Annotated in this window: 13 protein-coding genes; 4 read left to right on the forward strand and 9 right to left on the reverse strand. The window is 74.7% G+C overall.

All coding sequences use genetic code 11. The features are described from left to right. Positions 1–52 precede the first annotated feature (52 nt). Entirely contained in the window at positions 53–367 is a 315-nt protein-coding gene (locus tag ACZ3J7_RS04640) for an antibiotic biosynthesis monooxygenase family protein (protein ID WP_465616822.1), read from the reverse strand. A gap of 32 nt (positions 368–399) precedes the next feature. Then, positions 400–915: an anthrone oxygenase family protein gene (locus tag ACZ3J7_RS04645; RefSeq protein ID WP_465616824.1), complete on the reverse strand. Its 516-nt coding sequence runs from the start codon at positions 913–915 to the stop codon at positions 400–402. Between the two features lie 102 nt (positions 916–1,017). Here ACZ3J7_RS04645 and ACZ3J7_RS04650 point away from each other — a divergent pair, with 102 nt between their 5' ends. After that, positions 1,018–1,977, forward strand: a complete 960-nt coding sequence (locus ACZ3J7_RS04650) for an AraC family transcriptional regulator (protein WP_465616826.1) — start codon at positions 1,018–1,020, stop codon at positions 1,975–1,977. Positions 1,978–1,992: 15 nt separating this feature from the next. On the opposite strand, the gene ACZ3J7_RS04655 is transcribed toward ACZ3J7_RS04650, so the two are convergent. Then, on the reverse strand, positions 1,993–3,360 hold the full coding sequence (locus tag ACZ3J7_RS04655) for a cyclin family protein (protein WP_465616828.1): 1,368 nt from the start codon (positions 3,358–3,360) through the stop codon (positions 1,993–1,995). A 337-nt stretch (positions 3,361–3,697) separates the two neighbouring features. On the opposite strand from ACZ3J7_RS04655, the gene ACZ3J7_RS04660 reads away from it, so the two are divergent. After that, entirely contained in the window at positions 3,698–5,140 is a 1,443-nt protein-coding gene (locus tag ACZ3J7_RS04660) for a peptidoglycan-binding domain-containing protein (protein WP_465616830.1), read from the forward strand. Between the two features lie 18 nt (positions 5,141–5,158). On the opposite strand, the gene ACZ3J7_RS04665 is transcribed toward ACZ3J7_RS04660, so the two are convergent. After that, positions 5,159–5,749, reverse strand: a complete 591-nt coding sequence (locus ACZ3J7_RS04665) for a TMEM165/GDT1 family protein (RefSeq protein ID WP_465616832.1) — start codon at positions 5,747–5,749, stop codon at positions 5,159–5,161. 149 nt (positions 5,750–5,898) lie between these two features. Further along, positions 5,899–7,524, reverse strand: coding sequence for a dolichyl-phosphate-mannose--protein mannosyltransferase (locus ACZ3J7_RS04670; protein ID WP_465616834.1), 1,626 nt, complete (start codon positions 7,522–7,524; stop codon positions 5,899–5,901). A 127-nt stretch (positions 7,525–7,651) separates the two neighbouring features. On the opposite strand from ACZ3J7_RS04670, the gene ACZ3J7_RS04675 reads away from it, so the two are divergent. Further along, entirely contained in the window at positions 7,652–8,659 is a 1,008-nt protein-coding gene (locus tag ACZ3J7_RS04675) for a DNA polymerase III subunit beta family protein (protein ID WP_465616836.1), read from the forward strand. Between the two features lie 76 nt (positions 8,660–8,735). Here ACZ3J7_RS04675 and ACZ3J7_RS04680 read toward each other — a convergent pair whose 3' ends face one another. Continuing rightward, positions 8,736–10,025, reverse strand: coding sequence for an MFS transporter (locus ACZ3J7_RS04680; RefSeq protein ID WP_465616838.1), 1,290 nt, complete (start codon positions 10,023–10,025; stop codon positions 8,736–8,738). A 153-nt stretch (positions 10,026–10,178) separates the two neighbouring features. Between ACZ3J7_RS04680 and ACZ3J7_RS04685 the strand changes: the two genes are divergently transcribed. Next, on the forward strand, positions 10,179–10,742 hold the full coding sequence (locus tag ACZ3J7_RS04685) for a MarR family winged helix-turn-helix transcriptional regulator (protein WP_465616840.1): 564 nt from the start codon (positions 10,179–10,181) through the stop codon (positions 10,740–10,742). A gap of 122 nt (positions 10,743–10,864) precedes the next feature. On the opposite strand, the gene ACZ3J7_RS04690 is transcribed toward ACZ3J7_RS04685, so the two are convergent. The 3 genes from ACZ3J7_RS04690 to ACZ3J7_RS04700 form a co-directional block, all read right to left on the reverse strand. Then, on the reverse strand, positions 10,865–12,670 hold the full coding sequence (locus ACZ3J7_RS04690) for a glycosyl hydrolase family 18 protein (RefSeq protein ID WP_465616842.1): 1,806 nt from the start codon (positions 12,668–12,670) through the stop codon (positions 10,865–10,867). Between the two features lie 266 nt (positions 12,671–12,936). Continuing rightward, on the reverse strand, positions 12,937–13,455 hold the full coding sequence (locus ACZ3J7_RS04695) for a hypothetical protein (RefSeq protein ID WP_465616844.1): 519 nt from the start codon (positions 13,453–13,455) through the stop codon (positions 12,937–12,939). Positions 13,456–13,499: 44 nt separating this feature from the next. Continuing rightward, positions 13,500–14,063 (reverse strand): DoxX family protein, encoded by a 564-nt coding sequence (locus ACZ3J7_RS04700; protein WP_465616846.1) that lies wholly within the window; start codon positions 14,061–14,063, stop codon positions 13,500–13,502. Positions 14,064–14,131: the final 68 nt, after the last annotated feature.

Consider the following 14,131-nt stretch of genomic DNA (forward strand, 5'->3'; position numbering starts at 1 on the left):
GCGGGGCCGGCCTCCCCGCGGCCGGCCCCGCTCCCCCTCCCCCGCTACCGCCCTACCGCTTGGGCCCCGTCTGCTGCACGACCTCGAACGACCACACCTCGGACCCGCTGGCCGCCGGCCGCGGCCGGTCCCCGCCGCCCTGGTGCGCCTGCTTCATCGGCCCCTCCATCCAGGCCCGGAACGACTCCTCGTCCCGCCACCGCGTGTACACCAGGTACTGGTCCGTCCCCTCCACCGGCCGCAACAGCTCGAACCACTCGAACCCGTCCGACCCCTCCACCGCACCGGCCCGCGACGCGAACCGCTGCTCCAGCACCTCCCGCTGCTCCGCGGGAACCGTCAGCACGTTGATCTTCACTACGCTCATGCCCCCATCCTCCCCCACCTCGCACCGCCGGGTCAGTCCGCGACGGCGAGGGCCCAGACGAGGCAGCCGAAGGCGGCGGTGGAGGTGACGGCGCGGACGAGGTTCCAGCGGACCCAGGTGTCCTCGAAGGCGGCGCGGACGGCGGCGGGGTCGGTGAGGGCGTCGGGGGCGCCGGCGGCGGCGAGGGTGTTGTTGAGGGGGACGTTGACGGCGGCGGTGACGGCGAGCATCGCGACGTACAGGACGGCGGCGGCGCAGATCCACAGCAGGGCGGTGCGGCTGCCACCGCGCCACTGGAGCAGGGCCGCGGCGGCGGTCAGCAGCAGGGCACCGAGGAAGCCGAGCATGAACCAACCGTTCAGGATGGCCGTGTTGATGCGCTGCATGGTGTCGACGAACGCCCGGTCGTCGACCTTGGCCAGGCCCGGCATCACCGAGCAGGCGTAGGAGTAGAACAGTCCGGCGCTGAGCCCGCTCAGCAGGACCGCGCCGACCAGTGCCACCGTGCGGAGAACCGACATGCCCCGCGCCTCCGTTCGTGTCGTCATGCCGGTCAGTCAACCGTGGCCCGCGAGCAAGATCCATGGCCGGGAAGCTCGTTGGCATGCGCGAGCGTCCAACGCGCCGCCGCGCGCCGTACCCTGACGGGCATGGATCCGCTCACCGCGCTGCTGACCGGTCCCCGGGCCCGCGGGGCGTTCCTGTTGCGTTCGGTGTTCGACCCGCCGTGGTCGCTGCGGATCGCGGACGGGGCGCCGCTGACGGTGCTGGCCGCGGTGCGCGGCGGGGGCTGGGTCGTGCCGGACGGCGCGGAGCCGGTGCCGTTGCGGCCCGGCGAGCTGGTGGTGGTCCGCGGCCCGGCGCCGTACACCGTCGCGGACCGGCCGGGGACGGCGCCGCAGGTGGTGATCCACCCGGGGCAGGTGTCGACGACGGTCGGCGGCGAGCGGCTGTGCGAGGAGCTCGGCCGGGGCGTCCGCACCTGGGGCACCGGCAGCGGCCGGGACGCGGAGACGGTGCTGCTCAGCGGCACCTACCAGCTGCACGGCGAGGTCAGCGGGCGCCTGCTGCGGGCGCTGCCGCAGGTGCTGCGGCTGGACGCCCGGGAGTGGGACTCGCCGCTGGTCGCGCTGCTGGAGGCGGAGATCGGACGGGACGAGCCGGGCCAGGAGGCGGTGCTCGACCGGCTGCTCGACCTGCTGCTGATCTCCGCGCTGCGCCGCTGGTTCGCCCGCGGCGGCGACCGGGCCCCGGCCTGGTACCGGGCGCACTCCGACCCGCTGGTGGGCCGCGCGCTGGGCCTGCTGCACGCCGATCCGGCCCGGGCCTGGACGGTGGGCGCGCTGGCGGCGGAGTGCGGCGCGTCCCGGGCCGCGCTGGCCAAGCGGTTCACCGAGCTGGTCGGCGAGCCCCCGATGGCGTACCTCACCGACTGGCGGCTGGCCCGCGCCGCCGACCTGCTCGCCGAACCGGACGCCACCCTGGCCTCGGTCGCCCGCCGGGTCGGCTACGGCAGCGGTTTCGCCCTGAGCGCCGCGTTCAAGCGCGTCCGAGGCGTCAGCCCGCAACACTTCCGCGAGCGGACCGGCGCCCCCGAGCCGGACGCCTGAGGCCCCGCCCGGACCTCAGACCCCCTCCGCGCCCCCGCCCTCCCGGCCGTCGCCGCCCTGGCTACCGACACCCTGGCTATCGGCACCCTGGCCGTCGCCGCGCCGCCGGAGCACCCGTCCGGCGATCCCGCCGGAGAGCCGGCCGGTCGCGGTCCGGGCCCGGTCGAGGGTCTCGCCGCCGAGGCGGACGGCGGCGCTGACCCCCTCGGTACCCGTCTCCATCGCCTTGTCCCGCACCCCGACCGCCGTGTCGAGCGCCTTGTCGCGCACCCCGGCGGCCGCGTCGAGCGCCTTGTCCCGGGCCTCGGCCGCCGCGTCCGTCCAGCGGCGGGCGCCTCGTTCGCGCCGGTCGTGGTCGCTGCCGATCCGGGCGTGGAAGTCGGTGACGGCGAGCGCGGCCCGGTTGCCGGCCTGGGCCGCCGCCGGGGAGGCGGAGGGGTGCAGCAGGACCTTCGCGTTGGCCTCGCCGACCGCCGCGTCCAGGCGGGTCAGCAGGCGGTCGGTGGTGCGCCGGATGAGTTCGGTGCGGTTCTCGCGGGCGGTGCGGAGGCCGAGGCGGTGCCGCTCCAGTTCGTCGGGGTCGGCGTCGAGCACCCGGTCGAGTTCCAGGACGGCGAGCGCGTCGTGCAGTTGGAAGCAGCGGGCGAGTACGGCGAGCCAGTCCCGGACGGTGGTCTCGGCGTCCTTGGCCGTCTTCGCGAGGTCGCCGATCTTGCCCTTGCGCTCCATCTTCTCGGCGAGCGCGTCGAGTTGGCGCAGCGCGTAGGCCTGGGTCCGGACGACGGTCATGGAGGTGGCCTGCACCTTCGACCAGGTGGTCTCGGAGACCCGGCCCACCTGCTCGCGGATGATGACCGCCTCCTCGATGACGAGGCCGGCGCCCACCATGTCGGCCAGCACCGCGTCCTCCTGGGCGCGGAGTACGTCCTCGACCTTGGCGTCGATCGCGGCGAGGTAGTCGGTGATCTCGTCCATGGTCTGCTGCATCGCGAGCTGTGCCATGAGCGTCGCCGCGCCGGCCAGCAGCGCCGGGTTGGTGAGGGACGAGCCTCGCTTGGAGAGCACTTCGAGGTGGCCCTTGAACTTCTTGCCGTCCATCAGGAAGGCCCGGTCGACGCCCGGGCGCGAGCCCTTCATCAGACCGTGCTTCCGGACGGCCCGTGCGGACTGCTCGGTCAGCTTGATCCAGCGGGCGGACTCGGCCGCGATCCCGGAGCCCGCCTTCGCGGCCTCGGACGCGGCGCCGAGCACGGCGCCGAGCCTGGGCAGCCCGAGGTCCCGCGAGGGGAGGCCCGTGGAGGTCAGGAAGCGGTCGACCGCCGCCGACGTGCCGATGACCGCCAGGCCGTCGCCGTCGCTGATCAGCTGTATCTCGTCGTCCACCGGCGGCTCCTCGTCAGCTGGGGGCGCGGCCGGAGGGCCGCCGCCCGCCCGAACGCTACCGCCCCCCGCCCCCGCCCCGCCCGGGCTTGCCCCCGCCGGGGAGCCGCAGCGGGTCCGCGGCGGGCTCGCGGTGGCCCCGCGGTGGTCCTGCGGCGGCTCCGGAACGGCCCCCGCGCCCGCGGAACCGGCGCCGGGAGGCGGTGCGCGCCCGGCGCGAACGCCCGCAAAGGCTGACGAACCGGGCGGGATGCGGGCCGGGGGCCGGGCGTCCCTGTCGCCCCGGGGGATGCTCCTGCATAATCACCCCGTTCGATTCCGACCCGAGGAGGACCGGCCCATGCCGGCAGAGCGCTGCCCCCGCTGCGGCACCGCACGCACGGCCGGCAGTTGCGCCTGCGGCGCCGCCTCCCCGGTCGAGGAGACCGCGGTCCTGCCGCACCTGGAGGGCCCGCCGCTGGTCCGGCCGTACGTGGCCGGGACGCCCGTGCTGGAGCCCGGCGACCCGGCCGGCGACCCGTTCGCCACCCGGCTCGCCCCGCCCCCGTACGCCGCCCAGCCGCCCGCCCCGCCCGTCCCGCCGCCGGCTCCGGCGCCCCCGGTGCCGCCGGTCGCGGTGCCGACGTCCGCCGCCCGGCCGCCCGCGGTGCAGCCGATCACCGGGCCGCCGTCCGCCCCGCCGCCGCAGCCGGGCCGCCCGCCGCACGTCCCGCAGGCCGCCAGCCCGTTCGGGCCGGTGCAGCCGCGACCGGACGCGGCCGCGACCCAGCTGTTGCCGCCCGTACCCCCGCAGCAGGCCCCGCCCCAGCAGGCCGCATCGCAGCAGGTGCCGCCGCAGGGCGCGCCGGGCCGCTTCGCGCCGACCCCGCCGGTCGAGCAGACCATGCCGCTGGCCCGGCCCACCCGGCACGCCTCCCCGACGGCCGCCGCCTACCCGCCCGTCCAGCCCGACGCCCACGCCCCCGCGCCCACCCCCGCCCCCGCCGAGTCGGTCGAGGCGACCCGGCTGATCCAGCTCGACGGGTACGAGGGCGGGTACGAGGACGAGCCGCCCAGGGGCCCCGCCGCCGACCTCGGCATGTTCACCTTCCGCGAGGACGGCGAGGCGGACCCGGCCGGGCGGGCCGACCGGCGCGAGCGGCGGCGGCAGAGCGCCGACCGCCGCCGGCTGGTGATCGCGGGCGGTGCGGTCGGGGTGACGGCGCTGGGCGCGAGCCTGGCGATGCTGCTGTCCTCGTCGCCGACCGCCGGCGTCGACCGGGCGCTGCCCGCGCCGACCGGTCCGGCGGTGTCCGCCCCGGCCGAGGTGTCGCCGAGCCCGGCCGAGACCCCGCAGGTCGCCGAGTCGTCCGCCCCGGCGGAGCCGAGCCCGTCGCCGAGCCGGACCACGGCCCGGCCGACCCAGGCGGTGACCAGCAAGGCGGCGGCCGCGCCGACCGTCCAGGCCCCGGTGGAGCCGCCGCCCAGCACCTCGGCCGCCGCGCCGAGCAGCACCCCGCCGCCGTCCCCCGCCAAGGCGCTGCGGTTCGGTGACACCGGCCCCGAGGTGACGCAGATGCAGCAGGCGCTGATGGCGTACCGGTGCAACCGGATCGGCATGCTCACCCTGGACCGCACCCGCAGCGGCCAGCCGGGCTTCGGCGACTGGACGCGGCAGGTCCTGCACGACGTCCAGCAGGACCTGTTCGGCGGCGCCAAGCCCAGGCCGGCGTACCAGGACGGCGTCTACGACGCGCCCACCCAGGCGGCGCTGGCCCAGACCCCGCAGGGATCGAACTGCTGACCGCCGCCCCGGCGGGCGTCAGCCGGTGGCCGCCTTGAACAGGCTCCACCCGGCCAGGACGAGCATCACCAGCGCGGCGATCCGCACGATGACCTTCATCGGCACGTACTGGAGCAGCTTCTGCCCGCCGGCGATCGCGATGCCGCCGACCGAGCAGAGCGCGAGCCAGGCGCCCAGGCCGACGGCCACCGGGTCGTCGTACTTGGCGGCGAGGTTGGCGGTCATGATCTGGGTGAGGTCGCCGAACTCGGCGACCGCGACGATCGCGAAGCTGGTGCCGGCGACCTTCCAGAAGGAGTCGTCGGCGGGTTCCCGGCCCTCGGCGCCGTCGTCCTCCTCGTCCTCCCGGTGCCACAGCAGCATGGCGGCGCCGCCGAGGAACAGCAGGCCGGTGATGCCCTCGACCCAGCGCTGCGGGAGCAGCGCGAGCAGGCCGCCGGCGACCAGGGCGAGGCCGACCTGCAGGGCGAACGCGGCGGCGATGCCCGCGAAGACGTGGCGCGCCCGGTACTTGGTGCCCAGGACCAGGCTGGCCAGCGCGGTCTTGTCCGGGAGTTCGGCGAGGAAGACGACGCCGAAGGTCAGCGCGGCGACGGTCAGGGCGTTCATCGGTGCCGGGGGCCTCTCCGGATCGGGGACGCCGCCGCCCGGCGGCACCGCTTCATGGTCACAGCCGGACGGCCGCGGACCCGGCCGACACCCCGACCGTCCGCGCCCCGTCCGCCGGGCCCCCGCTCCGTCCCGCCGGGCTCCGGCCGTCAGATCCAGCTGGTGAACCACATCCGGGTGTGCCAGTCGGACATCGGGATCACCTCCGCCGTGTACAGCGGCAGGAAGAACGCGAAGCACCCGATGATCGCGACCACGATCAGCCCGGCCCCGGCCGCGCCCCAGCGGCGCCGGGCGGGCGTGCTGCCGGCCGGGCCGAGCATCGCGCCGAGCATCTGCGCGACGGCCAGGCACAGGAACGGCACCAGCACGACCATGTAGAAGGAGAAGACGGTGCGCTCCTGGTACCGGAACCAGGGCAGGTAGACGGCGGCGACGGCGGCCAGCAGCGCGCCGGAGCGCCAGTCGCGCCGGAAGAACCAGCGGTAGAGCGCGTACGCCAGTGCGAAGCAGGCCGTCCACCAGAGGAGCGGGGTGCCGAGCGCGAGGATCTGGCTCGCGCAGCCGCCGGACGCGGTGCAGCCCTTCTGCCCGGGCTGGAGCTGCTCCCAGTACATGGAGACCGGGCGGCCCTGGACCAGCCAGCTCCACGGGTTGGACTGGTAGGTGTGCGGGGAGTGCAGGTTGGTGTTGAAGCCCCAGATCTCCGAGTGGTAGTGCCACAGGCTGCGCAGCGGCGCGGGCACCCAGGTCATCGGGGCCTGCGGCAGCGGGATCCCGAGGACGCTGCCGGTCGAGAGTCCGGCCCGGTCGTCGGCCCAGTGCCGGTCGTAGCCGCCGTCGGTGGCCAGCCAGCCGGTCCAGGAGAGCAGGTAGGCGAGCAGCGCGGCGAGCGGCATCGACAGCGCGGCGGGCCACAGGTCGCGGCGCAGCGTCGAGCGCCAGGCGCGTCGGGCGCCCGCGGCGCGCCGTCCGGCCTGGTCCCAGAGCAGGACGAGGACGGTGAACACCAGGAGCACGGGTGCGCCGGTCCACTTCACGGCGCAGGCGGCGCCGAGCAGCACGCCGGCGGTCAGGCGCCAGGGGCGGAAGCCGAGGCCGATCCGGTCGGCGGCGAGGCCGCCCTCGGCGCGGGCGGCGCGCAGCAGGTCGCGGGTGCGGTCGCGGTCGACCAGCAGGGCGCCGAACGCGCCGAGCACCAGGAACGCGGAGACGCCGTCGAGCAGGCCGACCCGGCTCATCACGAACTGCAGGCCGTCGACGGCGAGCAGCAGTCCGGCGACGCAGCCGATCAGGGTGGAGCGGAACAGCCGGCGGCCGATCCGGGCGACCATCAGCACGCCGAGGGTGCCGAGCAGGGCGACGGCGATCCGCCAGCCGAAGGGGTGCAGGCCCCAGACGTGGGTGCCGAGGCCGATGATCCACTTGCCGAGCGGCGGGTGCGCGATGAACGCGGCGGCCTGGCCGAGCGGGATGACCTGCGGGTCGCCGAGGATCAGCTGGTTGGCGTTGTCCGGCCAGGTCGACTCGTAGCCCTGCTGCCACAGCGACCAGGCGTCCTTGGGGTAGTACGTCTCGTCGAAGACGAAGGCGTGCGGGTACCCCAGGTTCCACAGCCGCAGCACCCCGGCGAACACGGCGACCGCGAGCGGTCCCCACCACCGGTACCTGTCCTTGGCCGGTGCGGCGGGCACCGTCTCCCGGTCCTGCCGCCGCTCCGTCACCGCCAGCGCCATGTCCTCCCCGTCCGACCGCAGTTGACGACTTGTCCGCATTGTCCGCATCCTAGCCTGCGCGCGGACGTCCGCGGCGCCCGGCCCGGGCGCTCGCAGCATTCTCCCCCGGGGCCTCCGCGCGGCTACGGTTGACCCTCGACCAGGTCGAGGGACCAGGCTCCGGGACGTGGAGAGCACCAGCACCATGCGCAGCATCGGCGAGACGGCCCGGGCCTGCGGCCTCAGCCCCGGCACCCTGCGGTTCTACGACGGCGCGGGCGTGTTCGTCCCGGCCGCCGTGGACCCGCGCACGGGCTACCGCTGGTACGCGGACGAGCAGCTGGCGGACGCCCGGCTGCTGGCCCGGCTGCGCCGGGTCGGGATGCCGCTGGCCGGGATCACCCGGGTGCTGACCGGCACCCCGGCCGAGGCCCGGGCCGAGCTGGCGGCGCACCTGCGCCGCTTGGAGGACGGTCTGTCCGACGCCCGCCGGGAGCTCTCCGCCGTCCGTGCCCTGCTCGACTCCCGGGAGTGCCCCGTGCCGATGACCCGCCTGACCGTCCCCGCCCCCGCCCTGGCCGCCGCCCTGGACGCGGTGCGCTTCGCCGCCCCGGCGGACGCGGCACTGCCCGCCGTCGCCGGGGTCTTCCTCGATGCCGAGGACGGCGCGCTCCACCTGGTCGCCACCGACCGCTACCGCCTGGCGGTCGCCGACTGCCCGGCCGTCCTGGCCGGCCCGCCGGTCTCCGCGCTGCTCCCGACCGCCCTCGCGGACGCCGCCCGGGCCCTGCTGGGCGACGCCGAGGAGGCCGAACTCACCCTCGACGGCGACCACTTCACCATCCGCGCGGCCGGCCGCTCGCTCTCCGGCGAACGCGCCCCCGAGGACTTCCCCGACTACCGCCGCCTGCTCCGCCTGGAGCCGACCCACCGCCTGACCCTGACCGCCGCCGAACTCCGCGCCCTCCCCGCCGCCGACGGCTCCGCCACCCTCACCGCCACCCCCGCCCACGCCCTCCCCCGCGCCGCCGCCCCCGCCGAGCTGCTCGTCCACGTCAACCGCGACTACCTGCTGGAGGCCGCCGGCACCGCCGAGCAGCTCGTCCTCGAACTCGGCGGCCCGATCGCCCCGCTCGCCATCCGCTTCCCCGCCCGCGCCGACACCTTCTCCCTGCTGATGCCGATCGCCCACTGACCCTCCCCCGCCCCCGGACGGAAAGGCGGAGGGCCGGAGACGCCGAGGCGTCTCCGGCCCTCCGGGGGGTCGGTGCTCAGGCCGCCGTCTGCAGCTCCCGCGTCCCGCGCGGTTCGCGCTGCGGGACGGGCAGCACCCGGACGTTGTCCTGGGCGGGCGTGAGGTGTCCGCGCAGGCGGACGGCGAGGGCGACGATCAGCAGGGTGCAGAGCGCCATCGCGGCGAGGTAGAGCGGCCAGGTGCCGGAGCCGACCAGCAGGACGCCGACGGCCGGGCCGACGGCGACGGCGGTCTGCTTCACCAGGGCGTAGCCGGCGTTGTAGGTGCCGAGCAGCCGGCTGGGGGCGAGGTCGGCGACGATCGGGCCCATGGTGGGGGCCAGCAGCGACTCGCCGACGCCGAACAGGGCGTACACGGCGACGATCGCGACGGTCGCCGCCACCGCCTCGGTGCGGACCAGTCCGGCGACCACGGCCATGCCCCAGGCGCCGAGCCAGACCAGGCCGGCGGCGGCCATCGCGGTGGTGCGGCGACGGCGCTCGGTGATCCGGACGACGAACATCTGCAGCAGGACGATGGTCAGCGCGTTGGCGCCGATGGCCAGGCCGAGGGTGGACGGCGCGGTGCCGACGGTGTCGGTGGCGAACGCCGCGACACCGGACTCGAACTGCCCGTAGCAGGTGAAGAAGATCAGCCCGGCGAGGACGCACAGCCGCAGCATCGCCTTGTCGGCGACCATCGCCCGCAGTCCGCCGCCGCGCCTGTCGGCGGCGGCCCCGGCCGGGGCCGGTTCGACGGCGGTCGGCGGCATCTTCGCGGTGCCGGTGACGGCGGCCAGGCCGAGGAAGGTCACCGCCTCGATGGTGAACAGCCGGGTCAGGCTGGCCGGGTCGGCGGTGTCGACGATCTGGCCGCCGACCAGGGCGCCGATGCCCATGCCCAGGTTGACCAGGGTGAACTGGAGCGCGAAGGCGCGGGAGCGCTCGGCGCGCCCGGTGCAGCGGACGATCATCGTGGCGAGCGCGGGCTGGCAGGTGGTGACGCCCGCGCCGAACAGGAAGGAGGAGAGCAGCAGCCCGGGCGTGCTCGCGGCCTGCCCGAAGGCGAACGCGCCGACGGCGGCCAGCGCGGTGCCGGCCAGCAGCACCGGGCGCGGCCCGTACCGGTCGATGCCGCGGCCGGTGAACGGCAGCACGGCCAGCGCGGCCAGCGCGAACACGACGAACACGGCGCTCGCCGCGGCGGCGCCGAGGCCGCGCACCTGGTCCACGTACACGAACATGTACGGCAAGGTGAAGCCGCTGCCGAACGCGCTGAGCGCGTTCCCGACCTGGACGCGGCGCAGTCGGCCGCCCCACTCCTTCACTGCACACCCCTCTTCGCACGTCGAGCCGGGCCCTCGGCCCGGCTTTACTCCGCAATATTTCAGACCTAAAGTCTTACCATCCAAAGGCTAAGCGGTCAAAGGCTGTGAGGTCAAAGGCTTAACAACTGCACCCTGCGTGGGAGAATGAGCACCATGAGCACACGCAGAGCGGAGCCCCAGACCGCCACCGAGCTCGGCATCGCCGAACAGGTGGCCGTCTACCAGCGGGAATTCCCCACCGTGGACCCGCAGGTGGAGACCATCGTCTCCACCCTCTCCCGGCTCTCCCGCCGGATGAACGTGGCGTACGGGCGCCAGCTGGCCACCCTCGGCATCACCTCCGCCGAGTGGGAGGTGCTCAAGGCGCTGGTGTTCGCCGGCGCCCCCTACCGCCTGGGGCCGGGCGAGCTGGCCAAGCGGCTCGGCCTGACCCCCGCCGCGATGACCCACCGGGTCGACCGGATGGTCACCGAGGGCCTGGTCACCCGGGAGCGGGACGAGGCCAACCGGGTCCGGGTGATCATCGAGCTGACCTCCGAGGGCCGCGACAAGTGGCTGGAGCTGATGCGGATGGCCACCGTCTTCGAGGCCGACCTGCTCCAGGACGTGGCCGGCGAGGCCCGCCCCGAGCTGGCCGCCACGCTGACCCGGATGCTGCGCCGGATCGAGGAGACCCAGCCGGACGCGCTCGGCCGCACCGACGACCTGACCTGCTGAGCGCGCCGTCCGACCGGGGCGGGGAAACGGAACGAGGGGCGCGGGGAGATCTCTCTCCTCGCGCCCCTCGCGGGGTTCGGCCCGGCCGGGGTTCAGCTCAGCCGGTCAGCGGTGCCGGTGGTTCAGCAGGCGCCGTTGTCGGTCCAGACGCCCCACTGGCCGCTCAGGCTCGGGTCCTCGTTGGTGGTCCACCACTTGTTGGTGTAGTAGTGGCCCTTCCAGGAGACCTTGGTCGGGGTGGCGTACACGGTGGCGGCGCTCCAGCTCGGGGCACCGGCGCAGGCACCGGTCGAGGCGGACGCGGAGGCCGAGGCCGAGGCGGACGCGGAGGCCGAGGCGGACGCCGAGGCCGACGCGGACGGGCTGGCCGACTGCGAGGCGGAGGCCGAGGCGGTCGGGGAGGCCGAGCCGGTCGGGGCGGCCGGGCAGGACGCGGCGGAGCCGTTGGTGGCGGTCACCGTCTTGTCGAACAGGCCGGTCTGGGTGCCCAGGTCGTACATCGAGAACATGAACGAGCCGCCGAGGCCGTTGCAGTGCGCGTAGTCGAGCTTGGCCTGGATGGACTGGGCGTTCTCGCCGGACCAGAAGGTGGTGCCGTCGTAGAAGTAGGCGGTCTTCGCGGCGTCGTCCCAGTAGGTGTAGTTGGGGTTGTCGACGAAGCCGTTCAGCTCCTTGAACATCTTGATGCCGGCGACGCCGCCGGAGTAGGTGCCGCCGGGGGCCGGGGCGGACGCCTTCTGGAACAGGCCGTGGGTGGTGCCGGCGGAGACACCGGTCCAGCCGCGGTAGTAGAACGGGATGCCGACGTTGATCTTCTTCGCCGGGAAGCCGCCCGCGATGCCGTACTGCGGGTCACCCACGGTGTAGGCCTTGACCGCCGCGTCCACCGAGTACTTGCCGTTGCCGCCCGGGACCGGGTTCATCGGGTCGTTCGGGTTGGTGTAGATCGGGGCCTGGTGGTTGGTCGGGCCCTGGGCCTCCCAACCGCCGTGCATGTCGTACGTCATGATGTCCAGGAAGGTCAGGTACTGACCGATCTTGTCCGTCTCGACGTTCTTGATCTTGTCCTGGCCGGCGCCGACCGCGGCCGCGAGGCCGTAGGTGCGGCCGTCGGTCTTGGTCTGGGCGTCCAGCTGGCTGCGGAACTCGGCGAGCAGCGCGGTGAAGTTCTGCTTGTCGTTGGGGGAGGCGTGGTTGCCGGTGTGGCCGCCGCCGCCCGGGTACTCCCAGTCGAGGTCGAAGCCGTCGAAGATGCCGGCCGCGGTGCCCGCGCCGCCGTAACCGCCCTCGACGGGCAGGTTGCCCTTGATGAACATGTCGACGCAGGACGAGACGAACTTCTTGCGCGCGGCGTCGCTGGCGGCCACGTCGGAGAAGTACTTCGAGTAGGTCCAGCCGCCGATCGACATCAGGACCTTGAGGTTCGGGTTCTTCGCCTTCAGCTTCTTCAGCTGGTTGAAGTTGCCGACGATCGGCTGGTTCCAGGTGTCGCCCACGCCGTCGACCGAGATGTCGGCGCCGAAGCTCTTCTGGTAGTCGGCGAAGGAGTCGCCCGCGCCGTCACCGGCGTTGGGGTCGTCCTCGTTCTGCGACGCGGCCTTGTTGGCCTCGAAACAGGTGCCGTTGGTCGGGTGGATGTTCGCGAAGTCGTAGATGATGTAGTCGAGCTTGCCCGCGGCGCCCGTGTCCTGCATCGTCTTGAGGTAGTACGCGTTCGAGTAGATCGACCACTGGTCGAAGTACGCGACCTTGATGCCGCCGCTGGTGGCCGGGGCGCCGGTCGAGTTGGTCGGCGCGGCCTGGGCGGTGCCGCCGGTCAGCGCGAGGGCGCTGCCGAGCAGCAGGGAGGCCGCGGTGCCGGCCGCGAGCGCGGACCAGCTCTTCGGCCGACGGCGCGCGGGCGCCTCGGGGGAAACGGAACGAAGCATGGCTGCGTGACTCCTGGTTGTGGGGGTCCCGTCAAGTCCAGGCACGAACCGTACGAGGTGGGGTCGCACGACCTGGGCATGACAGGGGAATCGAGCGTTGGCCTGCACAAACACCGGGTGCGGGTAAGCCGAACCGGCGCCGGTGGTCTAAACCACCGGCGCCGGCCCAGGGGCTCCCTGCACCTGCCAAGTAAAATGGACTAGACCAACTCAGGCGTCAAGAGCGGGTTCTGACGCTTACGCCCCGCTTAAGGTTCGGTGTCGGGTCAGTACCGCAGCGCGTTCGCGACCACCGGCGTCACACTGCCCTCCAGCGAACGGTTGCTCTCCGCCGTGGCCTGCGCGGACGCCCCCGCCGCCACCTCCGGCACGTTCACCACCACCGCGTCCAGCAGGTTCCCCGACCCGTCGTCGAAGTTGACCTGAATCGTGTACTTGCCGGCCTGCGAACCGTGGTTGGTGACGGTCAGCGGCACCGACAGCTTGCCGTCCGAGCCGGTGGCGGCCTTGCCCAGCTCCACGTCGTCCTTCGCGTCCAGCCCGCCCTTGACGCCGGCCAGCGCCGAGGAGGCGGCGGCCTGCGCGGAGGCGCCCAGCGAGGCGGCGGCCGAGCCGATCGCCGCCGTCGCCGAGGAGGCCGCCGAGGCCACCGCCGACTTGGCGCCCTCCAGCGCCGAGGACGCCGCGGGGGACGGCGAGCCGTCCGAGGAGCAGCCGGCCAGCGCCGCGCCGCCCAGCAGGGCGGCGGCCGTCCAGCCGGCGACGGCCCGCATCGATCGCTTCATCAGTGGGGATCCCTTCGGTCGGGTCGATTGAGGAGTCCGGCGGGTCAGGAGAGTCCGCTGCCGTCCTCCCGGGCCGCCTCGTCGGCGGCCCGCGCCTCCCGGCGGCGGACCTCCTCCTGGCGGCGCGCCACCACCGCGGCGGCGCCCGCCGCGCTGGCCGCGAACGCCAGCGCGCCCACCCAGGGGCGGGCCAGCCGGTGCCCGAGCGCGGCGTCCAGCGAGTAGCGGCCCGCGCCGGCCACCCCCAGCGCCAGGCCGCAGGCGCCCAGCAGGGCCGGGTACTCGTAGCCGCCGCCGTGCGCGAAGAAGCCCGCCGGGGCGTGCACCGAGATCGCGCCCGCCATCGTCCCGGCGACCACCGCGCCCGCGGCCGGCGTGGCCAGCCCGAGCGCGAGCAGCGCCCCGCCGCCCGCCTCGCCCAGGCCGGCGGCCCGCGCGCTGCGCTCCCCGGGCACGAAGCCCATGTGCTCCATCGCCTGTGCGGTGCCCTCGGGCCCGGCGCCGCCGAACCAGCCGAACAGCTTCTGCGCCCCGTGCGCGAACAGGACTCCGCCGACGGCCCCGCGCAGCGCCAGCAGGCCGAGATCCTTGCGGTGCAGACTGGTCATGGTGTTGCCCCTGGTGTGGAAGAGAAGACTTAGGGCCCATCCCAGCGCGCGCACCGGCCCCGATCGAC

The sequence above is a fragment of the Kitasatospora sp. NPDC015121 genome (assembly GCF_055562955.1).

Bases quoted from the DNA above. Each gene is read 5' to 3' on its own strand.
- ACZ3J7_RS04640 (WP_465616822.1), bottom strand. From the start codon at position 367: ATGAGCGTAGTGAAGATCAACGTGCTGACGGTTCCCGCGGAGCAGCGG.
- ACZ3J7_RS04645 (WP_465616824.1), bottom strand. From the start codon at position 915: ATGACGACACGAACGGAGGCGCGGGGCATGTCGGTTCTCCGCACGGTG.
- ACZ3J7_RS04650 (WP_465616826.1), top strand. From the start codon at position 1,018: ATGGATCCGCTCACCGCGCTGCTGACCGGTCCCCGGGCCCGCGGGGCG.
- ACZ3J7_RS04660 (WP_465616830.1), top strand. From the start codon at position 3,698: ATGCCGGCAGAGCGCTGCCCCCGCTGCGGCACCGCACGCACGGCCGGC.
- ACZ3J7_RS04665 (WP_465616832.1), bottom strand. From the start codon at position 5,749: ATGAACGCCCTGACCGTCGCCGCGCTGACCTTCGGCGTCGTCTTCCTC.
- ACZ3J7_RS04670 (WP_465616834.1), bottom strand. From the start codon at position 7,524: ATGCGGACAAGTCGTCAACTGCGGTCGGACGGGGAGGACATGGCGCTG.
- ACZ3J7_RS04685 (WP_465616840.1), top strand. From the start codon at position 10,179: ATGAGCACACGCAGAGCGGAGCCCCAGACCGCCACCGAGCTCGGCATC.
- ACZ3J7_RS04690 (WP_465616842.1), bottom strand. From the start codon at position 12,670: ATGCTTCGTTCCGTTTCCCCCGAGGCGCCCGCGCGCCGTCGGCCGAAG.
- ACZ3J7_RS04695 (WP_465616844.1), bottom strand. From the start codon at position 13,455: ATGAAGCGATCGATGCGGGCCGTCGCCGGCTGGACGGCCGCCGCCCTG.
- ACZ3J7_RS04700 (WP_465616846.1), bottom strand. From the start codon at position 14,063: ATGACCAGTCTGCACCGCAAGGATCTCGGCCTGCTGGCGCTGCGCGGG.